At 65.9% G+C, this 24,722-nt stretch carries 23 protein-coding genes; 1 reads left to right on the top strand and 22 read right to left on the bottom strand.

Features of this window, described 5'->3' with window-relative positions:
• Nucleotides 1-34: 34 nt before the first annotated feature.
• The 11 genes from V7066_RS24650 to cpaB all read right to left on the bottom strand — a co-directional run bounded on the left by V7066_RS24650 (nt 35) and on the right by cpaB (nt 10,311).
• Entirely contained in the window at nt 35-496 is a 462-nt protein-coding gene (locus V7066_RS24650) for a hypothetical protein (protein ID WP_334185609.1), read from the bottom strand.
• Nucleotides 497-934, bottom strand: coding sequence for a TadE/TadG family type IV pilus assembly protein (locus V7066_RS24645; RefSeq protein ID WP_442947373.1), 438 nt, complete (start codon nt 932-934; stop codon nt 497-499). It abuts the gene before it with no gap.
• Between the two features lie 16 nt (nt 935-950).
• Nucleotides 951-1,121 carry a Flp family type IVb pilin gene (locus tag V7066_RS24640; protein ID WP_334185607.1) on the bottom strand — a complete coding sequence of 57 codons (171 nt, stop codon included), beginning with the start codon at nt 1,119-1,121 and terminating at the stop codon, nt 951-953.
• 76 nt (nt 1,122-1,197) lie between these two features.
• Nucleotides 1,198-3,048 carry a pilus assembly protein TadG-related protein gene (locus V7066_RS24635; protein ID WP_334185606.1) on the bottom strand — a complete coding sequence of 617 codons (1,851 nt, stop codon included), beginning with the start codon at nt 3,046-3,048 and terminating at the stop codon, nt 1,198-1,200.
• 1 nt (nt 3,049) lies between these two features.
• Nucleotides 3,050-3,763 carry a tetratricopeptide repeat protein gene (locus V7066_RS24630; protein WP_334185605.1) on the bottom strand — a complete coding sequence of 238 codons (714 nt, stop codon included), beginning with the start codon at nt 3,761-3,763 and terminating at the stop codon, nt 3,050-3,052.
• Complete coding sequence (locus V7066_RS24625; protein ID WP_334185604.1) at nt 3,760-4,656, bottom strand: type II secretion system F family protein; 897 nt, start codon at nt 4,654-4,656, stop codon at nt 3,760-3,762. The genes V7066_RS24630 and V7066_RS24625 overlap by 4 nt, the downstream gene beginning before the upstream one ends.
• On the bottom strand, nt 4,656-5,558 hold the full coding sequence (locus V7066_RS24620) for a type II secretion system F family protein (RefSeq protein WP_334185603.1): 903 nt from the start codon (nt 5,556-5,558) through the stop codon (nt 4,656-4,658). The genes V7066_RS24625 and V7066_RS24620 overlap by 1 nt, the downstream gene beginning before the upstream one ends.
• Nucleotides 5,552-6,976: a CpaF family protein gene (locus V7066_RS24615; protein ID WP_334185602.1), complete on the bottom strand. Its 1,425-nt coding sequence runs from the start codon at nt 6,974-6,976 to the stop codon at nt 5,552-5,554. Before V7066_RS24615 ends, V7066_RS24620 begins: the two co-directional genes overlap by 7 nt.
• Nucleotides 6,973-8,136, bottom strand: a complete 1,164-nt coding sequence (locus tag V7066_RS24610) for an AAA family ATPase (RefSeq protein ID WP_334185601.1) — start codon at nt 8,134-8,136, stop codon at nt 6,973-6,975. Before V7066_RS24610 ends, V7066_RS24615 begins: the two co-directional genes overlap by 4 nt.
• Before the next feature lies 1 nt (nt 8,137).
• Nucleotides 8,138-9,334, bottom strand: coding sequence for a type II and III secretion system protein family protein (locus V7066_RS24605; RefSeq protein ID WP_334185600.1), 1,197 nt, complete (start codon nt 9,332-9,334; stop codon nt 8,138-8,140).
• The gene (gene cpaB, locus V7066_RS24600; RefSeq protein WP_334185599.1) at nt 9,331-10,311 is read right to left on the bottom strand and encodes a Flp pilus assembly protein CpaB; all 981 of its coding nucleotides are present in this window, start codon (nt 10,309-10,311) and stop codon (nt 9,331-9,333) included. The genes V7066_RS24605 and cpaB overlap by 4 nt, the downstream gene beginning before the upstream one ends.
• 627 nt (nt 10,312-10,938) lie before the next feature.
• On the opposite strand from cpaB, the gene V7066_RS24595 reads away from it, so the two are divergent.
• The gene (locus tag V7066_RS24595; RefSeq protein WP_334185598.1) at nt 10,939-12,285 is read left to right on the top strand and encodes a hypothetical protein; all 1,347 of its coding nucleotides are present in this window, start codon (nt 10,939-10,941) and stop codon (nt 12,283-12,285) included.
• On the opposite strand, the gene V7066_RS24590 is transcribed toward V7066_RS24595, so the two are convergent.
• The 11 genes from V7066_RS24590 to V7066_RS24540 all read right to left on the bottom strand — a co-directional run bounded on the left by V7066_RS24590 (nt 12,265) and on the right by V7066_RS24540 (nt 24,569).
• Complete coding sequence (locus tag V7066_RS24590) at nt 12,265-13,356, bottom strand: sensor histidine kinase (protein WP_334185597.1); 1,092 nt, start codon at nt 13,354-13,356, stop codon at nt 12,265-12,267. The genes V7066_RS24595 and V7066_RS24590 overlap by 21 nt on opposite strands.
• Entirely contained in the window at nt 13,353-13,745 is a 393-nt protein-coding gene (locus V7066_RS24585; RefSeq protein ID WP_334185596.1) for a response regulator, read from the bottom strand. The genes V7066_RS24590 and V7066_RS24585 overlap by 4 nt, the downstream gene beginning before the upstream one ends.
• A 155-nt stretch (nt 13,746-13,900) precedes the next feature.
• Nucleotides 13,901-14,602, bottom strand: coding sequence for a helix-turn-helix domain-containing protein (locus tag V7066_RS24580; protein WP_334185595.1), 702 nt, complete (start codon nt 14,600-14,602; stop codon nt 13,901-13,903).
• A gap of 8 nt (nt 14,603-14,610) precedes the next feature.
• Nucleotides 14,611-14,811 carry a hypothetical protein gene (locus V7066_RS24575; protein WP_334185594.1) on the bottom strand — a complete coding sequence of 67 codons (201 nt, stop codon included), beginning with the start codon at nt 14,809-14,811 and terminating at the stop codon, nt 14,611-14,613.
• 77 nt (nt 14,812-14,888) lie between these two features.
• Complete coding sequence (locus V7066_RS24570; RefSeq protein WP_334185593.1) at nt 14,889-16,214, bottom strand: EAL domain-containing protein; 1,326 nt, start codon at nt 16,212-16,214, stop codon at nt 14,889-14,891.
• A gap of 72 nt (nt 16,215-16,286) precedes the next feature.
• Nucleotides 16,287-17,666, bottom strand: coding sequence for a hypothetical protein (locus V7066_RS24565; RefSeq protein ID WP_334185592.1), 1,380 nt, complete (start codon nt 17,664-17,666; stop codon nt 16,287-16,289).
• Nucleotides 17,667-18,161: 495 nt separating this feature from the next.
• Entirely contained in the window at nt 18,162-19,598 is a 1,437-nt protein-coding gene (locus tag V7066_RS24560; RefSeq protein WP_334185591.1) for a hypothetical protein, read from the bottom strand.
• Nucleotides 19,599-20,648: 1,050 nt separating this feature from the next.
• Nucleotides 20,649-21,665, bottom strand: a complete 1,017-nt coding sequence (locus V7066_RS24555; protein WP_334185590.1) for a ParB/RepB/Spo0J family partition protein — start codon at nt 21,663-21,665, stop codon at nt 20,649-20,651.
• A 243-nt stretch (nt 21,666-21,908) separates the two neighbouring features.
• Complete coding sequence (locus V7066_RS24550; RefSeq protein ID WP_334185589.1) at nt 21,909-22,469, bottom strand: 2OG-Fe(II) oxygenase; 561 nt, start codon at nt 22,467-22,469, stop codon at nt 21,909-21,911.
• Nucleotides 22,470-22,570: 101 nt separating this feature from the next.
• Nucleotides 22,571-24,259, bottom strand: a complete 1,689-nt coding sequence (locus tag V7066_RS24545; protein ID WP_334185588.1) for a ShlB/FhaC/HecB family hemolysin secretion/activation protein — start codon at nt 24,257-24,259, stop codon at nt 22,571-22,573.
• Nucleotides 24,252-24,569 carry a hypothetical protein gene (locus tag V7066_RS24540; protein ID WP_334185587.1) on the bottom strand — a complete coding sequence of 106 codons (318 nt, stop codon included), beginning with the start codon at nt 24,567-24,569 and terminating at the stop codon, nt 24,252-24,254. Before V7066_RS24540 ends, V7066_RS24545 begins: the two co-directional genes overlap by 8 nt.
• Nucleotides 24,570-24,722: the final 153 nt, after the last annotated feature.

Genomic DNA, 24,722 nt, shown 5'->3' with positions numbered 1-24,722 from the left:
TTCCGGAGGTTTCCTCAGATTCTCGACTTACGCGCTAGTTTCCGGGCAGGACCTGTTGCAGCCCCACGCAAAAGATGGCGACGGCCACGATCGCCCCCGAATCAGGGCGGCGTGCGATCGGGCGGAACTGTCGGACCGTTGCCACGAGAAGCAGGGTCAGGGCCGTGATCGAGATCATGGCCAGCGCACCGAACGGTCCGAGCCATGTCGCCCCGGAGACCATAAGCTTTATCTGGCTGCCGGTCAGGAGTTGCAGGCCGGTAACCGTGCGCAGGCCCGTGACCCCACCGGCGACGAGGGCCAGGCACCCCAGCCCGGCCGCAACCGACCAGCCGAGCGCAACGATCCCGCCGCCCAAGGCCGCAAAAGCCAGACCGCCGACAGCGATCGCGACATAGAGAAGGTCGGGTGGACGACGTCCTTCCCACGGCAATATGACCGCCGGAAGGAGAAGAACGATCATCATGGCCAAGTTGAAATAACTCAGACCAGCCATTCAGTATCCCCCATTGGTTACGACCACACTTGCTTCCAAGTCCGGCGACGGCAGGGGAACGAATTTCCCATATTTCATTATTGGACTGCCGCCCATGTCATAACTGACTTTTACCTTGAACACACCCACGCCATCGGACGAAGCGGTTACTACCGGGGTTGTACCGCCGCCAAGGATGCCGCCATAGCCCGCGACAACCTCTTTCGCCCGCGTTTCCGCCAGTTCGATCCGCTCGCTGGTGGAAAGCCCGGCGACGGCGGCCCGCGCGCCTTCGGCCGCCGCCTGCCGCACGCCGATCAGCGCGCTGAAATAGATCGAGTAGATGATGATCCCGAAGGCCAGGGCCAGCAGCGCCGGAGCCAGAATGACAAACTCCAGCGCCGCCAAACCGCGCTTGCATTTCAACAGAGATAATTTGTTGAGTGCGTTACGCATCATCTCTTCCATCTGAAGATCAAGGCGTCTTAATCAAGCTATTGAAAGCACCTTGGAGATCTTCGCCGAATGTGCTCCCAACACCACCAATGGCTCCTACAACAATTGCTCCCAACACCGCGTATTCTACAGCCGTAAGACCACGCTTATCGCCAAGAAGACGCGTAAAAAGCTTACGAATGGTAATCATGACTCAATACTCCCCATTTCCTCCGATTAAATTTCCGTAACCGGTTGGAGGTCCCCGGAGACGGTCTTCACAAAAACTAAATCAGGACAGGCACCCCGCACCGCGCGCCGGTCGTCAGCACTGTGGCGCTGCCAACCTGGACGCCGAGCGCCGCCAGCAGATTCGTCACCAATGGATCGACCGTGTTGGCGAGTACATTCGTGACCGGCCCCACGACGGCGGGCAGCACCGTGCCGGTCACGGTTGCCAGTCCGGTGGACTTGAGAAGGTCGCAGGCGATCAGACAGGTCCCGAGGAGCTTCACCTCCACGTCGAGGCCGTTGGACCCAAGCAGGCTTGCAGTAACACTGCTCAAAGTCTGGCCGAGCTGCACGGAATTGCCGATCGTCTGCGGGGTCGCCGGCGTGGTCGCGCCCTCCGCTCCCGTACCGAACGTCATGGCCTCTTCGCTGGCGCCGGTTCCCGTGACCGGCTGAACGACGGCCTTGCCTTTCACATCGGCCGAAACCAAGCCGCCCAGCAGTTGCACACTCGCGATTTTCGCCTGTTGAATGTCGCTCGCCCCCATCACCGGCAGCGATTTCGCCATAGGGTCAAGGCCGGGTGTGTCGCCGATATAGGCATTGACGGTGCCCGATTTCACACGAACGGCAACGGTCGTATCGCGTGCCTGCTCGGTAGAGCCAGTACAGTTTATCGCGCTGACTTCGGCCTGTGCGGCGCCTACATCGACAATCACCGGCAGGTGTACATTCACCGAAGCTATGCCGATCACATTGACGGGCAGATCAATCAGGATTCCGATCCGCAAGGCCGACGTGCCGACCTTGGCTTCCCCGACCGGCCCGAAGGCGAAGCGCGGTCGGTCGCCCAGACCGCTGGAAACCAGACCGATCTTGACCGTACTGCCGGTCGCCAGCAGCCCCACCGCCTTGGACAAATCGATGGCGGTCGGCCCCGACTGGACCGCGTAGGTAACGAGTGAGTAGGCGTTCATGCCCGCCCGCAGCCCCGGCTTCTCGTCAGCCTCGCCCACCGGCATGTTCTGCCAGACGCCCAGGCTGTAGAGGCCCTTGAACGGCACGCTGTAACCGCTGGTGCCGAGTTGCCGCGAGAACTCGCGCAGGGCGGCGGCGGTTTCGGGTGTCTCGGCAGCGTCTGCGGCGGCCTCGGCCACATCCTTCAGCTTGTGCGACTGGCTCACCAGTTCGCCGTAAGTCCCCTTGAAGCCTTCCCTGTCGGCCAGATTGTCGAAGAAATCGCCCGCATCGACATTGCCCTTCATCAGGTTGCGGACATCGTTCCGGCCGAGCGCGATCGGAATGCCCAAGAGCGAACCCAGCAGATTGTTCACCACGCTGACCAGCGGCTCGGTGACCGGATCGAGCAGCGGCGAAACGACCTTGGTCAGGACATCGGAAGTCACGCTGACGCCCGCCTCGTCGATCCGCGCCGCGGAAGCCGTGGCGCCGAGATCGGGGATCAGGCTGGCATCGCCGAGAATGCCGGTCAGGAAACGGCGGCTGGGCTTGTCGGTGGTCAGGCGCACGGCGTTGCGCAGGCCGTTGCCGGGGCAGCGCGCCATTGTCGGGTCGAAGCGCTGGCCTGCGGCGGTGTTGACGTCGGCGCAGTAGCGGCCGGTCTCTACCGTCTTTAGTACGGCGGCGTCATAGCCGTTGCGCTTCAGGTAGTCCTCGGCGCGGGTTTTCGCGTTGTAGGGATCCATCGCCGCGGCCAGTGCCGCCGCTTCGGTCGCCGCGCGCAGATCGCGGTTGCCCTGATAGTAGAGGCCCACGTCGAGCGCGAGTCCGGCGGCACCAAGCAGCGAGACGCCGAGCACGGCCACCATCGGCGCGATGACCCCGCTCTCGTCGCCGCCCAGTTGCCGGAGCGGACGCAGTTTCAAGCGATTGCGACGCCGCGCCATATCAGTTCTCCCGAGAGGCGGTTGCAGGCGGCGCGAGGAGCTGGGCGGCCTGGTCGGCGACTTGCGCGCGCAGCGCCGCCCTGGCCGAGGCGTCGCGGACACTCGCCAGCAAGGCGTCAGCCTCGCCGCGCCGTCCGGCGATGGTCAGCGCCAGCGCGAGGTTGTTGCGCACGACTTCGTTGCCCGGCGCCAGATCGCGTGCGGCCTTGAGCGCTTCCACCGCCTGTGCCGTTTCGCCGCCGCGCAGCAGCGCATAGCCGAGCGCATTGCTGGCCAGCGCATCGGCCGGACTGACGCGCTGGGCCGCTCGGTACTGCTCCGATGCCGCCAGCCAGTTTCCCTGCGCCGCAAGGACATGGCCGCGCACCGAGAAAGCCTCCGCGCTGCGGTCCGAGGCGGAAACCTGCGCCAGAGCGGCCTCGGCCCGGTCGGTCTGGCCGAGATCGAGCAGGCAGTTGATCCTCAGGAACCGCGATTCCCGGTCTCCGGGATATTGCCGGTCGAAATCGTCGAGGAAGGCGAGCGCGGCGCGCTGGCGGCCGTCCTTGCGCGCCTGCTGGATCAGCACGAGATAGAGCTGGCGGGTCGAACCGGAGCTTTCCGCGCCGGAGGCTTCCGCAGCGATGGCCCGGCCCGCCAGCGGGGGCGACACTGCGACGCCCCCGACCAGTGCGAAAGCGGCGAGAAAAGCGGGAAACAGGCGGCGATCGGTCATCCCTTGACGCTCCCCAAAGTGTCGAGAATGGCGGCGACCGGCGGGCCTGCGAGCACGATGAACAGCGCCGGCATGAAGAACACGAGCATCAGGATCACCATGCGCACGGTGATCGCGCCGATCGCCTCCCGGGCGCGGGCGACGCGGCGCTGGGAGAACTCCCGCACGAATTCGCGCAGGGCCGGAACCAGCTCCATCCCGTGGAACAGCGATTGGCGGAACACCGTGGCCAGTTCCCGCGAACCGGTGACCGCGACGCGCGAGGCCCAGCGGTCGAAGGCGAGTTGGTAGTCCTGTCCGCGATCGAGATCCTCGACCAGCATGGCCACCAGCCGGGCGTGGTTCGGCACGGCCACGCGCTCCTCGCGGGCGATACCCCGGAAGCACTGATCGAGCGAGACGCCGCTTTCCAGCATCATCAGCATGAGATCGAGCAGGAACGGGAATTCGGCCGTCAGGATCCGCTCGCGCGAGGCGGCGCGCATGCGCAAGGCGTATTTGGCGCCGATGTAGGTCAGGCCGGAGAGCGCCAGCGTCGGGAACATCGGGCGCAGCGGATTGCCATTCAGCGCGAAGCAGGTCAGCATCGAGGCGAGTGCCACAAGAACGGTCGCGGCGAGGCGCAGCCAGGCGAAAGCCTCCAGCGCGCCGGGTTCGAAGTAACCGGCCTTGCGCAGCTTCTGTTCGACTTCCTCGCGGTCGCGACCACGCACCACGAACAGACGCGGCAAGGGGAAACGCAGCGCGGCGGAGGCGCCGCCGGGCAGCCCCGCGCGTCCGTCCACCCGCTGGCGCAGGCGGGCGTCGGCATCGAGCATCCGCACGCCGTAGACGACGACGACCAGACTGCCCGCCGCCAGCGCGAAGAGCAGGAAAGGCGCGAGCGCGGGCATCAGAAGTCCAGCCTCAGCATGCGGCGGATGATGAGGATGCCGATCGCCTCCAGCCCTAGCGCCAGCATCGACAGCCACTGCCCGCGCGGGTCCTTGATGAAGAAATCGAGGTAGGCCGGGTTCATCATGACGAGGCCGATCATCGCCAGCAGCGGCATCGCGATCAGCACGCGGGAACTGACTTTGGCCTCGGAAGTCGCCGCCACGAGTTCGCGGCGGATGCGCAGGCGCTCGCGCAGGATATGGGCGAGATTGGTGAAGACCGCGCCGATCGAGCCGCCGTAGCGCAAGTTGGTGCGAATGGCGGCGGCGATCATCGATACTTCGGGAACCTGGATGCGATCGGCCAGCTGCTGCATCGTCTCGGCCACGGGCGCGCCCATCTCCAGCCGCCGCGCGGCGGTATCGAAGTAGGAGCGCACCACCGGCGAGGCGTCGGCGAGCGCCCGGGCCAGCGCCTGCGAGAGCGAATTGCCCACCGCCTGAAGTTGTCGCACCCCGTCGAGATAGAGCGGCAGCGCCTCGGTCAGGGCATCGATACGCTTGCGGGCACGGCTGCGCAGCCACGACAGCGCCGCCATCGGCAGCCCCAGCAGCACGGCGAGCGCAAAAGCCGGTCCGGCTACGAGCAGGACGACGCCGACCAGCCCCAGCCCGGCAACAGCCGGGGTACGGACGGTCTGCACGGTCACTTCGAGTTGAGCCTGCGCCAGCAGCGGCGCGATCCGCTCCGGCACCGAGATCACCGCCGAGGCGCGCACCGGCGTGGTACCGGCCGAGGCCAGGCCCGCCAGCCGCCGGTCGATCGCCGCAAGGCCGCGCGCCCGCTCGCTCACGAGAGCGAAGAGCACCGCGCCCAGGATCAGCAGGGCCAGGACCAGATAGGCGCCGCCTCTCACCATCCGGCTGCGCCTCCCCTGTTTCCGGCCAGATTTCCGGCAAGACCGCCGCCCTGCCCGATCGCCTGCCCGATCGGCTGTACAACGCCGGACACCCCTCCGGGCATCGGATAGTCCTTCAGCCGCGCGGCATGGTAGGGCCGCGGCGAAAGCGTCTGGAACGTGCCTTCACCGGACATCGGCGGCTGCTCGTCGAAGCGGAACAGTTCGTTCAGCGTGAAGGCATCGCCCTCGGTGCCGGTCACTTCACTGATCGAGGTGACACGGCGCACGCCGCTGGAAAGCCGCTGGATATTGACGATGACGTGGACGCTGTTCGCCACGAAGCGCCGCACCGCCCGCACGTCGTTCTGCTGCCCCGCGAAACCGAGCAGCATTTCGAGGCGGGCCAGCGCATCGCGCGGCGAATTGCCATGGAGCGTCGCCATCGAGCCGTCGTGGCCGGTGGACATGGCCTGGAGCATCTCCACCGCCTCCACCCCGCGCACTTCGCCCAGGATGATGCGGTCGGGCCGCATGCGCAGGGCATTGCGCACGAGATCCCGGGCGCTGACCTCGCGGCTGCCGTCGACGCTGGGCGGGCGGGTTTCCAGCCGCACGACATGGTCCTGGCAGAGTTGCAGCTCGGCCGCGTCCTCGATGGTGACGAGGCGCTCGCGGTTGCTGATGCAGCCGGAGAGTACGTTGAGCAGCGTCGACTTGCCCGCGCCGGTGCCGCCGCAGATCAGCACGTTGAGCCGCGAATGCACGGCGGCGGCCAGATAGGTCGCCATGGCCGCGCTCATGACGCCGCCCGCCACGCAGTCGTCCAGCGTCAGGGCCTGGAGGCGGAACTTGCGGATCGAGACCAACGGCCCGTCGAGCGCGATCGGCGGGATGACGATGTTGACGCGCGATCCGTCCGCAAGGCGGGCGTCGCAGAACGGCGTCGCCTCGTCCACGCGGCGGCCGATCGGGCCGACGATGCGCTGGATGATGTTCATCAGGTGCGCATCGTCGCGGAAGCGCGTCTCCACGCGTTCCAGCAACCCGCCGCGCTCGGCGTAGATCGTATGGGCGCCGTTGACGATGATGTCGTCGATGGTTCCGTCGCGCAGCAGCGGCGCCAGCGGGCCGAGGCCGACCACTTCGTCTTCCACGTCCTCGATCAGCAGCAACCGCTCGGCGCTGTTGAGGGCAAGCTGGCCCCGGCGGCTGCGGCTGTTGATGACCTGCTCGATTTCCAGCCGCAAAGTGCGCTGGTCGAGCGATTCCGCCGTGATACCCTGGGCCTCGAGCTGCTCGATGACCTGCTGGCAGGTGACCGACTTGACCGCCTGATAGCTGTCGCTCATCCGCTGGGCCGAAGGCTGGGCCACCGCAGGCTTGCGGCGATCGGCGGCGAAGCCTTCCTGCAGTCCCTCGGCGGTCAGGAGGCTCATGCGCTGCGCTCCACCGACCGCAGGATCGCGCGCCGCATGCGCTCGATGCTGCTGCCGGACCGGGCCGGAGCGGCGATGTTGCAGGCGCGGCGCACGGCTTGGAGGTAAGGGCCGCTCTCGCGGTCGAAGCTCAGCGGGCGCCCGGCGTTGAGGGCGTTGGCCGCCCTCACCCGGTCGACCGGCACGCCCATGACCGCCTCGACCCCCAGCACATCGGCCATGCGGCGGCCGTCGAGCAGCACGCGCGGCTCGAAGTCCCAGACCAGCAGACGCATGCGGGCCGCGCTGGCGGTATCGAGCGCGATCTTGTCGAGCAGGCGGCGGCAGGCCTCCAGTTCGCGGATCGACTGGCTGCACACGATCTCGATCGCCTGCGCCTGCGAGGCCAGTTCGCGCAGCAGTCCGCCATGGCGCAGGCTGCCTGCCGAGACCACGACTTGCGCGAAGTTGGCCCGCAGCAACTGGATCAGGCCGACCACGTCGTTGGGGCCGACGCCAGCCGGTTCGGAGCCGGTGCCGCCGTCGAAAGTCAGCAGCGAAAGCCCGCTCCCCTCGTGCCGCGCCAGCGCATCGGAGAGCAGGCTGGTGTCCATGCGGTCGAGATCGGCCACGGCCGAGGCGATGCCGTAGTCCACCTTGAGGTCGAGATAGGCCTCGGCAGTGCTGGTGGGCAGGGTGAAATCGACCAGCAACGTCGGCGTCTGGTCGAGGCTGTAGGCCAGCGCCATGTCGGTCGCCAGCATCGGCAGGGCCTCGCGGTCGTTGCCGAGCACGATGGTCAGGCGTCCCAGCCGCCCCTGGGTGGCGAGCGCGCTGTTCATCACCCGCGTCAGGATTTCGGAGACTTCCGCGCCCCCGGCCCCGCGCGGCAGGACATCGGCGGCACCGGCGCGGATCGCCTGGAGCACTTGCCCGGCATACATGTCCTCGGTGGCGACAACGACTGCGCGGCCCGGCGCCATCTGCGCGACTTCGCCGATCGAGGAGGACAGCGAGCGCTCGGCCGGGACCGAGGCATGGTCGATCACGACGATGCCCGGCGCGCCCAGATCGCTGTGCTCCAGCGACTGGACCATCTCGACCGCAACGTGCTCGCCCATGGCATCGGCCAGGCGCTGCGCCAGGGTGCGGTCTACCGAGAGAAGGTGGATCTTGGGCATGTCAGGGCCTCACGACGCCGAAGGTTTTCACGGATTGCTCGACACCGTCGTTGCCGACGATCATCTGGCCGATGCTGGGGTCTGGATTGCCGGGAACGCTGGGCAGCGCGATCGGCGTCGTACCGGGCTCGACCAGCCGCGGCGTCGCGACGATGATGAGCTCCTGACGCTCCTTCTGGTTCTGCTGCCGCTTGAAGAAGGCGCCGAGCACCGGCACGTCGCCCAGCAGCGGCACCTTCTCCTTGGTGATCGCGCTGTTCGTGTAGTTCAGTCCGGCGATCACGAAACTCTGCCCGCTGCCGAGTTCCACCGTAGTCTCCGCCGAGCGGCGGCGAATGCCGGGCACCGTATAGCCCTGAAGCTGGACGCCGTTGTTGTAGTCCAGTTCGCTGACCTCGGGCGCCAGCTTGAGCACGATGTGATCGGATGACAGGACATAGGGCGTGACCGAAAGGCGGACACCGAATTCCTTGTATTCGATCGAGATCGAATTGCCCGTTCCCGAGTTCTGCGGCACCGGCACCGGAAACTCGCCGCCCGCCAGGAAGCTGGCCTGCTCGCCCGAACGGACCAGCAGGGTGGGCTGCGCCAGAAGCTGCGACAGCCCGTTGGACGACAATGCGCTCAGCACCGCGCCGATGCCGTGGCTGCGCGAGGACAGGAACAAGTTGAACGCGCTCTGGAGCGGGGCGGCGGCATCGATGCCCAGCCCGCCGCTGCCCATGCTGTAGCTGTTGAGCGTGCTCGGTGCGATCACCGCGCCTTGCAGGTCCCCGGCCAGCTTCGAGAAGCTGAAGCCGAGCGCCTTGAGCGTCGAACTCGATACCGCCGCGAACTGCACGTCCACCGCGACGACTTTCTCGCCGGGACGATAGGCGGCCCCCTGCCCGGTCAGGCCCGACCCGCCGATCCGCACCGTGCGTTCGGACATGACCGTGCCGTCCTTGGCAAACACGGTCAGCACGGCATCGCCCACGGCCAGTGCCTTGATACGGATCGACTGCGCGGTCGGTGCCGAGATGCCGATCACGTTCTCCCGGCTGACTTCCACCCGGCCGACCCTCCTGTCGAAGGACAGCGTGCGCTGGTCGTCGATCTGGAGCAGTTCCTGCTGCTCGTCTCCCCGGCCTTGCGCCTGCGCCGGAACGGCAAGCAGCGATGAACCGGCCAGGAGACAGGAGGCGATCAGGGCTTTCACTGCGATGCACTCCCGGAATAGATGACCTGGCGATTGCCGCCGACGACGAGTTCGATGGCCTGCGGGCCGCTCGGCTCGCCTGGGGGTTTGGAGGCGGGTTTACGTGCGGGACCCTCGACCCGGTGCGGCGGCGCGGCGATCGGCTGCGGCGCCGCGAAGACGGGGGCGGCGGAATAAGCCGAAGCTGCGCGCGGCAGCGGCGTCGAGGCGACCGGCGCCACGGTCACTTCGACGCTGTCTCCCGGATTGCGCAGCGAGAGCGTGAGCGCCCCCGTGCTCTTCGCCAGCGAAAGCTGCGAGACCTGCTCGGGCGAAAGCGCCAGCGTGACCGTGCGCGCCGGTGGCGGCGGGGCGGTAACCGCCCCTTCCACACCGCCCGACACGCCGGCGGCGGGCTGGGTGCCGACGACGACCTCGCCGACCGCGAGTACCGGCACCATCTGGAGCAGCGTGCGCGCGCGGCTCGCACCACTGGCCCGCGCGCCGCTCAGGGCATCCTCGCCGGGATAGACGACTTGTACATCCACACGGTCCCCCGGCCGGACCAGACCGGCGACGGCGATCTCTGCCGTCGTGTCGATGCTGATCGCGCGCATGCCCATCGGCACGCGGATCGCCAGCTTGGTCTCCTGGCCGATGGCGGTGCGCGGGATCAGCGAATTGGCCTTGATATCGCTCGTCGCCACTTTGCCGATGATCTCGGCAGGCGTGACCGCCGTGGGAAATTGCGCCGGATCGGACCGAGCGTTGCGGATCATGTCGGCGGTGATGGTCTCGCCCACCTTGATGTCGCGCGTGGTCGCGGCGAGGACCGTGAACGAGGGCTCCGCCCGGGCGAGCGGGATACGCGCCGCTGCATCGGCCACCGGCCTGACGGCGCGGCCCAATTCGCGCACCCCCAGAAAGGCAAAGCTGCTCGCTGCAACCAGCCCGACACCGATCGTCAGCTTCGCCTTCGAACCGAGCCGCATGCTCATTTCCCCCCAGGCTCCTTGCGCCTACGCAAATCGGACCGAGTGCCCCCAAGGTCCGAATTGCCTATCCAAACGGCTGAACAGCCATGTTGCGTAAGTATGATAGCCCTTCTCGAAATTGATCCGAGATGGAGAAATAGCCGATGCGACGGCAATCGATCCGAGTCTTTCGGATGAGTTAAAGCCTCGGAAAGTATACTGCTGCTCTATCGCTCCGAAGCAGCGGCATTCCTTGTCTTGGGCAACTTGGCGCTCGACGAAAAAGTTAAGCAAACACGTTCGAATCGGTTCTTTCAGGACGATCGAAATTCGGCAAAATCGATAGTTTCCGGATGTAAACGGACTTCCAGATGGATTGGCCAACCCATGATTGCGCACATGGCCGTCGTCGCCGAAAGCGCCTCGGCCGTTCCGTTCCCGCAGTTATCGATGGATTAACGTTTTGAAAGCAGCTTGAACGATCATGGAAGAGCCGCTGTGTTAGTCGATTTACTTACGACACAGGATAGGTTCTATCAGGTTTATTTCGCGGTTGCGAAACGGAGGCCCCTTCGCAATCATCGACATCGGTCCGGAATCGGGAGGCGGGTATCTCTCGTCCAGGCGGGCCGGGGCAAAACGAATATGCAGGTGTCCAACAATAACGTCGTCGACTTCGTCCCATCGCCGGTCGCCACGGCAGAGACCGAACCGACACTCCATCAGGATGCACCGACGAGCAAGGCCGTCGCATCCCGCCATCCCGCCCTGCCCGCCGGACTCGCCATGCGGCTGCGTGCCTGGGAAGACGGCACCCGTTTCTATCCCGGCGCCATTGCCTTGAGCGCGCTGGCGCTGGGCCTGACATCGGCGCAGGCACCGGCTGCCGGAGTGATCGGCGCCGCCGCGGCCGGTGCGCTGTTCGTCCTCCACAAGACGCTGAAGGCCGCTCTGGTCACCGCCGCGCTGGCGCTCGGCCTGTATTTCCTGCCGCAAGCCGCCGCGTCTCCCGCCTACTGGACCCTGCTGTTGCTGGTCGGCGGTGCCGGTTTTCTTCCACGCAGCCTTGTCACGATACTGCTCCGCGCTCCGCGATGGACCTGGGTCATCGCCCTGCTCGCGGCAACCGCCAGCCTGATCGGCGTATTCCTGCTGAAAGGCGCGCCGCAGACGCTTGCGATCCTCACCAGCTCGCTCAGCGCCGCCTTTCTCGGTGCAGGGCTGGCCCGCCATCTGGCGATGGTCGATGCCCGCCTGCTGGCCTGGGGCGAGAACGGCCTGGTCCCGGTCACCCGCGATCTCCTGCTGGGCCGGGTCACCGCCGGCATGCTTCACGACCTCGCGCAGCCGCTGAACGTGATATCCATGGCCAACGGCAACATGCGCTACATCGTCGAGCAGCTCGACATCGGCGAGGAAAGTCGCAAGCAGTTGCTGGACCGGGTGACCCGGATAGCTTCGCATACCGAAGCGGCAGCCTTCATTCTCAGCCTGTTCCGCTGGTTCGGCCGCGACGGCGACAAGGAGCACGCCGCGCTGAGCGTGCGCAGCGCACTGGAACGCGCGGTGGCCGCCACCAAGTCCCATGTCCGGCATCACGGCGTCTCGGTGGAAATCGACGGCAACGCCCTCGAACATCTGCTGCCCGAGCACCACGGCGCGCTGGAGATGATGGCGGTAGCCGCCCTCCTCAACGCTTTCGGCAGTTTCATCGGTCCGGCTTACGACCCCGTCAAGGGACGCGCCAATGGGCATGGCGGTGAGCAGAAGTTGAAAGGTACGGTCCTGCTTCGCGCGGCGATGAGCCCGGCCCATGTCGTCGTGACCGTACAGTGCATCGACGAGAACGGTGCCCCCGCCCCCGGCCGCAAGCTCGACCATGCCACACTCTGGCTGGTCGAGCAGGTCGCCATCGAGGCAGGCGGCGATTTCCGCTCGCTTCAGCGCACCTGGCAGCCGACCCGCTTCGTCATCCGTCTAGGCCGCGACGACATCTGAAGCCGCACAGCCGCCTGCGGCCGCAGGCAGGCAGATCTCCACCCTCGCACCTTCGCCGTGGTTGGAAACGAGCCGGATCCCCCCTTGCGCCTTCTCCATGATCTGGCGGCAGATATGGAGTCCGAGGCCGGTGCCGTCCTGCCCTTTGGTGGTGAAGAACGGCTCGAACGCGAGCCGTTCGAGATCGGCGGCAAGCCCCGCGCCATTATCCGTCACCACGCAGCGCGCGCCGCCGGGCGCGCGTTCGAGCGAGATCGTGATCAGCCCCTCCCCCTGCCATCCCGTCGCCCGGCGAGACTGGATGCTGTCGGCCGCATTGCGCAGGACATTGACGAAGACCTGCTCCATTTCCAGCCGCGCCAAAGGCACGCAGGCAGACAGCCCCGCGGCATCGAGCTGCACGGCGATCTCCGCCCGCTCGAACAGGACTTCGAGAAACTCCACCGCACTCGCGGCCACTTCCATCACGTCGGAGCGACGGCTGACGATCTTCTCATCCGCCGCCTGGCCGAGCGTGCGCTTGATGATCGCCTGTGCCCGCAGGACCTGCTCGGCGATCCGCGAGGCCGTCGTCTGAAGCCGCGAGCGCGTGGTGTCGGGCCGGTCGAGCATCAACCGCAGGCTCTCGTTCGCCATCGAGATCGTGAACAACGGCTGCCGCAGTTCATGGGCCAGGGTCAGCGCCCGTTCGCCAAGGTCCGCCATGCGGGCGCGCTCGGCCAATTCATGGTGCTCGAGGCGCGGCAGCGGCGCATTCAGCAGCACCGCGCTGCTCCAATGCGTACCACCGCGATTGCCCTGCAGGATCAGGCTGAGCGTGGCGCCGTCGTCGGTGCGCAAGTCCGTGGCCACGTCCGACCGGCCGGTCAGCGCGGCAAGGCGCCGGATATCCTCGGAATGGATGGGCACCGCCTGGGGCTGCTCGTCGTCCTGCGCGTTCTCGCTACGGAACAGGATCGTCTTCGCTGCCGCGTCCAGCCTCAGATCGCTGACCACCCGCAGGCCGACATGCCTGCGAAGCATTTCGACCAGACCGGCCGTTCCGGTCGCTTCGGCAAGATCCCCGCTCACGCACCTACACCGTTCGCAAGCATCTGCCTGATCGTACCGATCAACGTCTGCGGCTGAACGGGCTTGGTCAGGAACGTGTAGCGCGCGGTATCGGCCACCAGATCTTCGCGCATCTGGTCGCCGGTGATGAACACATATTCGAACGGGCGCTTTGCCAGTTCCGGATGGTGGCGGATGCGCGAAACGATATCGAGGCCCGATTCCCGGTCGAGCCGCAGATCGCAGGCCACCACGCTGACGGCAGCATGCTTCTCCAGCATATCCACGGCCTCGGCCAGGTTGGCGGCGCCGACCCCCGGAATGCCGTGAAGCGACATGAGCGTCAGCAACTCATCGACGATGGCCGAAAAATCATCGAGAACAAGTACCCTGGCCTGATCGTCTCGCATCCTTTGCCGTTCCTCCGTGTGACGCCCGCCCCCAGCCGCCACTGGATCTCGTTACTCCTATAACGAGACGACATTATCAATAAATGAATGTCCGGTGTAATTAGAATTGGGGCAAGCCGTTCCGGATGCAAGAAAAAATCGGATAGCGTATAAAATCAGAATTCGATGACGATCTTCACTTTCGCAGGCGTGACGTGGAAATGCGCCGCGATCTGGTCGCGATATTGGGCCATGAGGAACGCCAGATTGTCTGTGCGCGGCAGCCCGTCCAGTTGCTCGATTGTGGTCCCCAAAGCATCGGCAATGACTTTCAGTCGCGCGTCCTGCGGACGGGCGCGGCCATGCTCCCAGGCCCAGACCGTCGGCTTGCTGACACCGATGCGATCGGCCAGTTCGCCCTGGCTGAAACCGTTTTCCTTGCGCAGCCGCCGCAAGCGTCGCGCCAGCGATTCCTGCGCTTCCGCATCGGTGGCGCTTCCGGCGTCCACCGGTCCGGAGGGAGCATCGTCTGCCTCCGGCACATCACGGCTTAGCGGCGCCGCGCGCAATCGGGCCGCACCGAGCAAGGCTGCGGAGATCGGCGTCTCGAAGCGGCAACCGTAGAAACCCTCGTTATGCCACATGACCCGCGCTCGTACCGGGTGCTCTGCCGAGAGGTCGACCTCGATCGGGTCGCCGATGCCGAGATCGATGTCGCATTCGACGAGCAGTCCCTCCTGCGAAAGGTTATGAACCACCGTATCCGCTTCCTTGCCCTCGACATTGACCTGGGTTCCCAGCATCAGGCTGAAACGCGGAAGGCTCGATCGCGCATCGCGTTCGAAGCGGGCGGCAAAGCCCTGGCTACCCCCGTTCATCGCGCCGTTCACGCACAGCTGCGCACGGCGGCAAACGCCGGACGTCCGCGTTCGATCGCCAGAGCCATGGCCTCGACGCGCGGCGCTTCTCCCAGCGAATCCAGCGCCCCCGCCACGAGCGCACCGCTCATGAAAGCTTCGCTTTCGTCGAGCATGTCCAAAGCGATGCGCAGGAGTTCACGGGCGTGCTGAACCTTGTCGTTCGTCATCTTGGCTTCCTTTCCTTCTTTTGGCTTTTCATTGTGGTAGGCCCGGCGCTTCGCCGGTGCCGTGTCGATCGAGGCATTCAGAAGACGGGGCTCTGCCACGCCCGCACCGGTGTGAAAGCAACCGGTGCGGTGGATGCGGGCGCCTCCACAGACGTTCGAAGAGCCGGGGCACGGTCGCTTGCCGATGCCTGTAGATGTGTCCAGGCTCGCCGCGTGCTGGCCCGGTCCAGCCGCGCGCCGGTGACCCATTCGGCCCCCTCCTCGACCGCAAGGCGGATCTGCGCCGGCGTTTCGATGCCGGTCAGGACGATCCTGTCGCAAAGGCTTTGCGCTTGCGCAAAAAGCTGCCCGATCCGGGCGCGGTTACGCTCGGACAGGAAGGCCGTGCGCACGAAGGCACTGTCCAGCTTGATGAAATTCGGCCGTAATACCGCAAGCTGCCGCACGGAAGCATGGCCCGAACCGAAGCCGTAAAGCCCCAGGCCGACCCCCAACTCGCGCAAGGTCTCGAGAAACGTGAGCGTGTCCGGCCAGAATCGGCAGGCGGCCGCCGCATGGAATTCGAGGGTCAGTCGTCCGGCAAGCGCCGGTTTACGTTCCAGCCTGGCGAGGAAATCCGTCCAGGCGGCACCGTGGCCGCCAAGATCGAACGATAGGCTCTGCGATGAAATGGCGATCGAAAGACGCGCGCGCGGATCGGCCTCCAGTTCGTCGAGCACGCGCAGCACCTGATGGCGATCGAGCAGATGGGCCAAGCCCAGCCGCTCCAGCGCTTCATAGGCGACGCAGCAGTCGAACTGCTCGCCCTGTTCTCCGGCATAGCGCAACAGGGCTTCGTGCTGAAGTACGCGCTCCGGGCTGCGCGGATCGAAGGTCGGGCGCCAGGCGAAGAACGTCTCGCCGTTCGCGATTTGCGCCAGCAGACGCACGGCGCGGGCCATATCGGCGCGGTAGCAGGCCTGCCCCTGCGCCGTCGCAGGTTCGGCCACGGCCGCAGGCGCCGCCACGCGCTCCAGCCGTGCACGGGCCTCGGCCAGTGCCGATGCATCGTTCAGATCGCCGGGAACGGGATCGCTGTGCCCGACCGAGACCGAAAGCATGATCGCACCGGACTGGCTCGGCATCGGACTCAGGCAGACCCGGGCGCAGAGGGCCTCGATCCGCGCGCAGACGAAATCGGTCTCCAGCATGGCCGCATGGCCAAGCAAGATCATCTCGTCGCCGTGGACCTCGCGAACTTCCACCGGATCGAGGCTCGCAGCGGCAGCACACAAATGTGCCATCGCCGCATGCACCGCCTCTTCGCCATATGCCGCAGCAATGGCGCGGGCATTGTCGAGCCGCACGACGAGCAGATAATTGTGGCAACGGTTCGGAGGACTGATCCGGGCGAGGTCGATCATCGGTGACATCCGGGGAAAAAGGAGAAGGGAAGGTCCGGTGCGGACAGGATCGCCGCACCGGCCTGTAAAGAATCAGCTGCCGGCTTTGCCGCCGAGCAAGCCTCCAAGCAGTCCCCCTTCCGCGGAAGTACCCCCGGCAACGCCGCCGGTCAGACCGCCCACCAGCGAGCTGACGACACCCGTCACCGGCGCCAGCACCGAACCCGCGGCGCCGCTGCCGACGGTTCCTCCGGCACCTCCGGACGTCAGGCCTCCGACCACGCCCTCGACAAGGCCGGTCACCGGCGCCAGTGCGGAACCGGCACCGGTTCCCGCCCCCAGACTGCCGGTCACCTGCCCCAGCGCGCCGTTCACGGTATCGAGCAAAGGCGTGGTCACGGCCGCAACCGTCGCCGTGACCGGTGCCACAACAGGAGCCACGCCCCCCGTCACCTGATCGACCACACCGCCGACCTGCTCACCCAGCAGCGCCCCGGCAAGGTTACCCACCGGCGCCAGTCCGGCCGCAACGCCTTCCGTCGTGGTCGGCAAGGCGACATCGATCACCTTGCCGTCGGACAGGACGTTGGCCGTCACCAGTTGCCCGGTGGCCAGGCCCGGATTTTCGGCCAGCACGTTGAGACCGATCACGGTGTCGCCGTTGCTCGGGCCGGTCACGGCGTTGTTGCCGAGATCGACGCCCAGCAGCGGGCCTTCATACGTGCGGGCCGGTCCGCCCCCCTCGCTGCCCAAGGCGCCGGTCAGCCCTTCCACCAGTCCGCCGAGCTGGCCGGTGACGGGCGCGAGCACTCCGTTTTCGCCCGCAATCGGCGAGAGCACGCCATTGACCGTATCGAGCAGCGGCGAAGTCACACTGCCGACCGTCGAGGTAACCGTGGCGACCGTGGGCGCGAGACCGTCGGTCAATTGCGTCACCGTACCGCCAGCCTGCTCGCCGAGCAGCGCACCGGTGAGAGCGCCGACCGGCGCCAGCGCCTGCTTGGTCTGCTCCGCGGTGGTCGGCAGCGTGACCTGCACGACCTTGCCGTCGCCGGTCAGGACATCGACGGTAATGCCGCCGGCATCGGTCGTGGCCTGCTCCGGCGTCACGTTGACGTTCACCAGCGTACCGGAACCGCTCTGGCCGAGAAGGTCGGTACCGCCGACCGAGATGCCTGCAGCCGGTCCCGTGAAACTGGTGGTCGCGCCGCTCGGATCGGAAGGACCGCTGGGACCAGGGCCGCTCGGTTCGCTCGGCCCGGGACCGCTGGGGCTGGGACCGCTCGGCTCGGAAGGAGTCGGACCGCTGGGTCCCGAGGGGCTGGGTCCGCTCGGACTCGGACTGTTCGGCCCCGCGGGATTGCTTGCCTGAAAGCCGGAGCCGCCCGAGCAGGCCGCAACCAGCAGCAAGGGGATCGTGGTCGTTGCCAGGAGGGTGTGCCGCTTGAACCGGGAATAGCGAAAGATCGGCATTGGGTTTTCTCCAACGTGGTGTCGCCGCGAACGGCCCGTTGAAGAAATGATAGGACGAGCCGCGCCCCGCGCCGCGTGCAGAAGGAGCCGCCCCGGCCATGTCGGATCGCGGTGCGGGTACAAGTGCGGGTAGACGCCGGGCCATAACCCGGAAGAAACCCGAACAAGGCCGCAGGGAATACGCAAAAGGCCGGAATGCCTTGCAAAACCGCCGATCTTCACCCCCTCGATGCCGGTGAAGCCCTGGGAACGGCGCAGAAAAGTAAGGCCTTGGTTAAATACTCGTTCCGGCTCATTCTTGAGGAGCGACGAGGCCTCCGGCGCCCCTCCTTGTCCCCTGCCTCCGGCCGCTGCCCCCGAAAACGAAGAGGCAGCCCCGTCTCCGGGACTGCCTCTTCTCCCCCACCCCCCTGGCTCAGGAGGTCTTCGTTCAGGAGATGGGGGACTGCCGCGTGCCCGGCCATGGGGTTGTGGGGCGCCGGGCACGCATGACGATCAGTTGGTGCGTCCGCCCAGTCCCCCGAGCAGTCCCCCGACAAGGCCGGTCACCGGCGCGAGCACGGAACCGACAGCGCTTGTCGCGCCGCTGCCCGCGCCAGCTTCCGTCCCGGGCGCAGTGCCCGTTCCAGTGCCGGTAGCCGCGCCGGTCACGCCGCCTAACAGCGAGTTGACGGCATTGGTCACCGGGGCGAAGACACCGCCCTCGCCGGTGCTGCCGGTCGCGCCACCGACGACACCCTGGACGACTTCCGTAACCGGCGCGAGAGCACCGCCTTGGTTGGCGCCGCTCAGCAGCGTATCGACCGCGCCGGTCACCGGCGCGAGGATCGAGCCTGCTCCGGTCCCCGTGCCGCCGGTAACGCCGCCCACGACACCTTCGACAAGTCCGGTCACCGGCGCCAGGAGGCCCCCCGCGCTGGTATCGCCGGTCAGGCCGCCGACGACGCCTTGCACGAGACCGGTGACCGGCGCGAGAACACCGCCCTCTGGAGTTCCGCCCGTGAGTCCCCCGGTCAGACCGCCGACCAGCGATTCAACCGCACCGGTGACGGGGGCAAGAACCGATCCGGCCCCTCCCGTACCCGCGCCGAGGCCGCCGGTGACATTGCCGACGATGTTGCCCAGCGTCCCGTTGACCGTTTCGAGCACCGGCGAGGCGACGCTGTCCACGACTGCCGTGACCGGCGCGACGACCGGTGCGAGACCGCCCGTCAACTGGTCCACAACCGCGCCGGCCTGCTCGCCCAGCAGCGCACCGGCGAGATTGCCCACCGGTGCGAGACCGGCGGCGACAGCTTCCGTCGTCGTCGGCAAGGCAACGTCGATGATATTGCCGCCAGACAGGACGCTCGCCGTCACGAGCTGGCCGGTGGTGCCTGCGCCATCTGAAAGGACGTTGAGGCCGATCGCCGTGTCGCCCGTGCTGGCCCCGGTCAGGACATTGTTGCCGAGGTCGAGGCCCAGCAGCGGTCCGTCGTAGGTTCGCGCCGGATCGCCGCTGCCGCCGCCGAGACCGCCGGTCAGCCCTTCGACAAGCCCGCCGAGCTGGCCCGTGATGGGCGCCAGCAATCCGGTTTCGCCGAGCACCGGCGAAAGCACGCCGTTCACCGTGTCGAGCAAAGGCGAAGTCACGCCATCCACCGTCGAGGTGAGCGTCGCCACGGTCGGGGCAAGGCCATTGGTCAGCTGCGTCACCGTGCCCCCGACCTGATCGCCGAGCAGCGCGCCCGTAAGCGCCCCGACCGGCGCCAGCGCCTGCTGCGTCTGCTGGGTCGTCGTCGGGAGAGTGACCTGAATGGCCTTCCCGTCCCCGGTCAGCAAATCGACGGCGATGCCGGTGCTACCGGTCGAAGCCGTATCAGGGGCAACGTTGACATCGATCAGGGTGCCCGATCCGCTTTGCCCGAGAAGACTGCCGTTGCCGACATTCACACCGGCGAGGGGACCCGTGAAATCGCCCGAACCGCTCGGATCGGTGGGATTTGTCGGTCCCGTAGGGCCGCTAGGACCGGTCGGGCCGGTCGGACCGCTCGGACCTGTCGGGCCGGTGGGGCCAGTGGGACCTGTCGGCCCCGTTGGACCGGTTGGACCGGTTGGACCGGTTGGGCCGCTTGGATCGCTCGGGCCGGTCGGGCCTGTCGGGCCTGTCGGACCTGTGGGTCCCGTCGGTCCTTCCGGTCCAGTGGGGCCTGTGGGGCCAGTCGGCCCGGTAGGGCCCGTCGGTCCACTGGGATTTGTCGGGCCGGTCGGCCCGCTGGGATCTGTCGGACCCGTCGGCCCACTGGGATCGGAAGGCCCGGATGGGCCGCTTGGGCCGCTTGGGCCGCTTGGGTCGCTGGGACCGCTCGGGCCGCTCGGCCCGCTCGGCCCGCTAGGATCGCTCGGCCCGCTAGGATCGCTCGGCCCCGACGGACCACTCGGCCCGGAAGGACCTGTCGGGCCGGAAGGCGAACCGCCGCCGCCCGCACCGACCCTGAAACCGACACCGTCGGCGCAAGCTCCCAGCAGGAGCAACGGAATGGCTGTCGCGCAGAGCAGCAAGTGCCTGGTCGATCGACGGGTTTGTTGACGCAGCATCGTGGCAACCTCCATGAAAATGCCCACTGGCTGGAAGCCTAGGCACTCCTCGGAGACACTTCGCGGCGAGAAGGAACCGACCGGACGCAGCCGGATCGCTCACCATGTCTTTGCCTTATCGGGATTGCGGAAAAGCCGGAAACGGCAAGGCACGAAGTTCACTTCTGAGCCGAGTTATCGCGCAAACCGCGTTCACGCCGGAAGCGTTACGCAGATAATCGAGGAATTTCGCGCAAGCCGGCAGCAAGGCGCAACAGGCGCTTTAGAACCGGAGCGAGGATGATTGGACAGCTCAAGAAGCACACGATTGCCGATTGCGATCCCCTGCGAGAATCGCATGACGGAAACCAGGCTGTCCTTGATGGGCAAAGTTCAGGGAAACACGATCGACAGGCCGTGCCGTGATCAGATCAGCGCCTCGCTCTCGATCGCGATCTGACGGCGACTATCGATCAACGCTGTACGCAAGGTGCCCAGGAGAGCGTCGATATCCATATCCTCGGTCACGAGAAGATCGACCGCCAGCCCGTCGCGCCCGGTTCGGATACGGCCGAAACGCGTCTCGCCCAGGACCAGAGGCGTTTCGTTGCCCCGCCGGGGGTCGTTGTCCCTGGTCGCTTCCTTTAGCCTCGCAAGGACCGTTGCCGCAGGAATCATGCGCTCGCCCTGGGCCGCAAGCCGCTGTTGCTCTTCTCCGACTTCCCGCGCCGCCGCGAGCAGGCGTTCGCGCTGCTCGGGGCGGCGCAGCAACGGTGTCAGGACTTCGGAATGGCGCACGCGCAGTTCGTCGCGCGTGGCGAAGGCATTGACGACCTCATCGGGCATCTGCGCCAAAGCGAGCAGACGGCTCAACTGGCTGTTGGACAAGTTCAGAGCCTCGGCCATGCGCGACTGGACGCCGCCGTAGAAACGATCGACGGCGTTCTGATAACTGCGTGCGCGATCGAGTTCGGTAATATCCTCTCGCTCGCGGTTCTCGATATCCGCGAGGCGGAAGGCTTCCTCATCGGTAAGATCGACGATCAGCGCCGTCAGCCGGATTTCGGGGCGGCCGTTGTGGTTCAACCAATCGACCGAGAAGCGGCGCCGACTGCCGACCAGAAGCTGATAGGGATAGTCGGCTCCGGGAGGATTGCGACGGACGAGCACGGGAATGCGATTCCCATCCTCCTGCGCAATGGATTCGATGAGCGACCGGCAGCTTTCCGCCGAAAGCCCCGGCACATCACGCGGATTTCCGTCCCATACGCTGCAATCCGAAGGGCGGATCGAGATTGCCGTGCGCGCCTGTGCACTACCTTGCGTGAATCCGGCGAGGCGCTGATCGAGCCGCGTCAGTGCTTCGCCGTCGACACCCAGAGGTTCGGTAGCATGCGGTTCGTAGGAGAGCGTCGTCAGAATGTCTCTTACAAACCCGGCCATCTATCCCTCCACCGCGTGCTATCGAGCAACCTTCATACCGCCCCTTCGCGTCGGCGCCGCGTTAAACTATGTTCGTTTTGAATGCCTGATGTCGCCATTCCGGCGGCATTTTCGTCCCGTCAGAAACGCCGGCTTGCGGTAATCGAAAACCCATGAACCCGGCCGGTCATTGGGCAGTTCGCAGCACCGCTCACCGGCAAGAGACGGTTTCAGGCAGATCCGGCTGCGGCTGTCCGTCCGGGGTCACCGCCAGTTCGGGCCTTCCACCCAGGTCACCAGACTGCGCCGCGTGCCATCGAGAACCGGAAGAACGCGGTGCTGAAGGAAGGACGGAAAGATCAGGACGCTGCCACGCGGCGCGAACTTTTCTGCCGGATGGGCGATGCCGAAGAATTCGAACTCTCCGCCCTTGTAGTCCTCCGCGTGCGAGAGCTGGACCACGACGGACAGCTTGCGCGCATAAGGCCGCATCGATTCCAGCCAGACATCCTGATGCCAGTCGTAATGCCCTTTGTTGGTTGCGCGATATTCCGTGAACTGAAGCTCAAACGGCGCTTCGATCTCGACGCCGAAGTTGTTCCGGTTGGAGGGCCGCACGAAATCCATGATGCGCGAAACGATATCCTTTTCGCGCGCGGCATCGAGCCAGCGCACGGTCGAGGTCCGATAGCCGAGATCGCTGCGCAAGTTGCCGGAAAAGCCGATCGTCGCATCTTGCTCCGCATAACCTTCGGCGCGCTTCACGATCGCATCGCACTCGACATCGGTGAATGCATTTGTCCATACTTCCCAAACGTTCTTCATCGCCCGCCCCTTCGACGTGAGATTTTCATAAATTCGAAAGAAGAGCTGGCAACTTCGACTAAGCTCGCAAACCGTCTTTTTTGCGTACACGCAAAACGCAATCAGACTGCTCTGCTCAGGCTGAAGAAAAAGCGCGCTTTCTTGCTATAATACTCAGTCGGAGACTTGACGGGGATGGCAATTTGTGCATGTGCCGTCCAGCCTTTAATCGGCGTCACGCGTACACCCGCCCCTGCCGTTGCCAGCGAGAAATCCTGTGCGGCAAGCCTGTAGGCCGGTCGTTCGGCGCTGTGGGCCAGTGCCGCGTCGGTATAGGCAAAGACGGTCAGGCCGCGCGTTCCGCCGGACGGTTTTCCCGCCACGCGCCACGACAGTTCGAGGCTGCCCGCCGCCGCCTTGTCCGCGGTGATGATGCCCACGCGATAGGCCATGCCTGCCCCCTCACCGCCAAGCGCGAAGCGTTCGGTGGTCGGCAGCTTGTCGCCCGTATACTGGCCGCGCACCGTCGCTTTCACCGATATCGCCTTGGTCAGTTCCTTCACGGCGGTAAGCTGCGCGTTGACCTTGCGGAACGCGGCTTCCGAGTAACCCTCGATCGGGCGGGCGCCCAGAGCATCGAAACCCTGACTGAAACTGGTCGAAACGGCATAGCCGCCGGTCTTGTCAATCGACGACCAGACCGTGCCGAGACGAACCGCCCGGGTCTTGAAACCGCCGAACGCCGTATCGAGGAAGTAGTTGTTGCTGTTCGTCCCGTCGAGCGAGAGGCTGAGCGAGAGATTGCGGCGATAGGAGCGGATCAGCGGATGCGAGATCGCGATGCCGCCCTGCTTGGCCTCCCCTATGATATCGAGGTCGCGCGTCTTGGTGCGGACATAGGCACCGCTGACACCCAGCGTCGTGCCGCTCGAACCGATCGGCGTCGCGTGGCTGAGCGAATAGAACTGGTAGCGGTCCGGATTGAACGGCAGGTTGCCCGAGAAGTGGGTGGTGTCGCCTTCGCGCAGCACACCGTTTACCGCCACCGAGAGCTGGGTCTGCACGCCGGTCGTGACGTTGACGATGCCGTTGTTGTTGACGTTCAGCGTCACGTCGACCTGCTTGCGCTCGATCTTGAGGGCCAGCGCCAGTTCACCGGGGGTGCGGGTTTGCTTCAGGCTGGCCTGCACGGTCTGTCCGGGAATGTCGCGCAGGAGCGAGATCGTGCGTTCGATAGTGGACTTGTGCGCCGGTGTCTCGCGCATCAGGCGCTTCACTTGTGCATCGATCAGGCGCGTTGGCGTGCTGCGGGTCTTGCCGTCGAGCATGTACTGGGTGATGCGACCTTCGAGGACCTGGACGGTCAGCACCCCGCCGGTCGGCACCTGCTGCGGGATCGATACGGCGAAGAAGGCCACATCGCTCTGCGCATAAGTGGTGCTGACGACATTGGCGATCTTCTGGAGATTGTCCCGATTGAGCGGTGCGCCGATGAACGGGGCGACGGCCTTGTCGAGCAATGCGGGCGAAAGCGTCGAACCCTGATAGCGCACTTTGGTCAGCGCGACTCCCGGCCCGCCCGACGGCGCGGCAGGAGTCGTCGCCACGACCGGGGCCTGCGCCTGCGGAACTTGTGCGGGCGCCGGTTCGCGGGGGACGCTGGGATCCTGCCGGTCGATGCGATCCCGGTCGATGATCGGTGCGAGCGGCGACGAAATGCCCACTTGCGCCTGGGCCGAATGGAACGGCGCCGATTGCAGGAGGAGCCCGGCCAGCAGGAAGCCCCAGCGCCGGAACAAGCCCTTACGCAACGAAATACGCGAAGAAGAGGAAGGAAAAGCCGAAGCCGTCATGGTTCGAGATTCGCCTGATGAATGTTTTTGAGGTGGGGTATCGGAAGATCTTTCCCCGCAAGATGAAGAACATGGCCTCGTCGGGCATCCCGAACTGGAGCCGGAGCGGCTGCTTAAGAAGAATACGGGCCGGGTTGCAGGCATGGCCAAGCCGCATTGCCGCCCCGAACATACGCAAAAGGCAGTTTCCCGATCGGGAAACGATGGACGGAGCAGGAAATCGGTGCTCCGCCGTTATTGCGTCGAAATTCGGATCGGTGCAGCGCATTTGATGCGCAGTTTCGCGTTATAACATTGATTATATTATCTTATCGTCCGCTTCAGTGCGTCGAGAACTTCGGCCTGTTCGAACGGATAGCCGACACGCAAAACGGTTCCTGATCCGGCAGAGAGCGACCGAATGGACGGAAATGCTCGGAAA

The organism is Novosphingobium sp. (genome assembly GCF_036820275.1).
In the GTDB taxonomy this organism is placed as follows: domain Bacteria; phylum Pseudomonadota; class Alphaproteobacteria; order Sphingomonadales; family Sphingomonadaceae; genus Novosphingobium.
This window is presented reverse-complemented; position numbering and strand designations above follow the sequence as displayed.

Excerpts from the sequence above, each read along its gene's own strand:
- V7066_RS24650 (WP_334185609.1), bottom strand. The coding sequence starts at position 496 with ATGGCTGGTCTGAGTTATTTCAACTTGGCCATGATGATCGTTCTTCTC.
- V7066_RS24615 (WP_334185602.1), bottom strand. The coding sequence starts at position 6,976 with ATGAGCCTCCTGACCGCCGAGGGACTGCAGGAAGGCTTCGCCGCCGAT.
- V7066_RS24580 (WP_334185595.1), bottom strand. The coding sequence starts at position 14,602 with ATGAACGGGGGTAGCCAGGGCTTTGCCGCCCGCTTCGAACGCGATGCG.
- V7066_RS24630 (WP_334185605.1), bottom strand. The coding sequence starts at position 3,763 with ATGACCGATCGCCGCCTGTTTCCCGCTTTTCTCGCCGCTTTCGCACTG.
- V7066_RS24610 (WP_334185601.1), bottom strand. The coding sequence starts at position 8,136 with ATGCCCAAGATCCACCTTCTCTCGGTAGACCGCACCCTGGCGCAGCGC.
- V7066_RS24575 (WP_334185594.1), bottom strand. The coding sequence starts at position 14,811 with ATGACGAACGACAAGGTTCAGCACGCCCGTGAACTCCTGCGCATCGCT.
- V7066_RS24550 (WP_334185589.1), bottom strand. The coding sequence starts at position 22,469 with ATGAAGAACGTTTGGGAAGTATGGACAAATGCATTCACCGATGTCGAG.
- V7066_RS24640 (WP_334185607.1), bottom strand. The coding sequence starts at position 1,121 with ATGATTACCATTCGTAAGCTTTTTACGCGTCTTCTTGGCGATAAGCGT.
- cpaB (WP_334185599.1), bottom strand. The coding sequence starts at position 10,311 with ATGAGCATGCGGCTCGGTTCGAAGGCGAAGCTGACGATCGGTGTCGGG.
- V7066_RS24540 (WP_334185587.1), bottom strand. The coding sequence starts at position 24,569 with ATGCGCTGCACCGATCCGAATTTCGACGCAATAACGGCGGAGCACCGA.
- V7066_RS24555 (WP_334185590.1), bottom strand. The coding sequence starts at position 21,665 with ATGGCCGGGTTTGTAAGAGACATTCTGACGACGCTCTCCTACGAACCG.
- V7066_RS24635 (WP_334185606.1), bottom strand. The coding sequence starts at position 3,048 with ATGGCGCGGCGTCGCAATCGCTTGAAACTGCGTCCGCTCCGGCAACTG.
- V7066_RS24645 (WP_442947373.1), bottom strand. The coding sequence starts at position 934 with ATGATGCGTAACGCACTCAACAAATTATCTCTGTTGAAATGCAAGCGC.
- V7066_RS24570 (WP_334185593.1), bottom strand. The coding sequence starts at position 16,214 with ATGATCGACCTCGCCCGGATCAGTCCTCCGAACCGTTGCCACAATTAT.
- V7066_RS24625 (WP_334185604.1), bottom strand. The coding sequence starts at position 4,656 with ATGCCCGCGCTCGCGCCTTTCCTGCTCTTCGCGCTGGCGGCGGGCAGT.
- V7066_RS24620 (WP_334185603.1), bottom strand. The coding sequence starts at position 5,558 with ATGGTGAGAGGCGGCGCCTATCTGGTCCTGGCCCTGCTGATCCTGGGC.
- V7066_RS24565 (WP_334185592.1), bottom strand. The coding sequence starts at position 17,666 with ATGCCGATCTTTCGCTATTCCCGGTTCAAGCGGCACACCCTCCTGGCA.
- V7066_RS24585 (WP_334185596.1), bottom strand. The coding sequence starts at position 13,745 with ATGCGAGACGATCAGGCCAGGGTACTTGTTCTCGATGATTTTTCGGCC.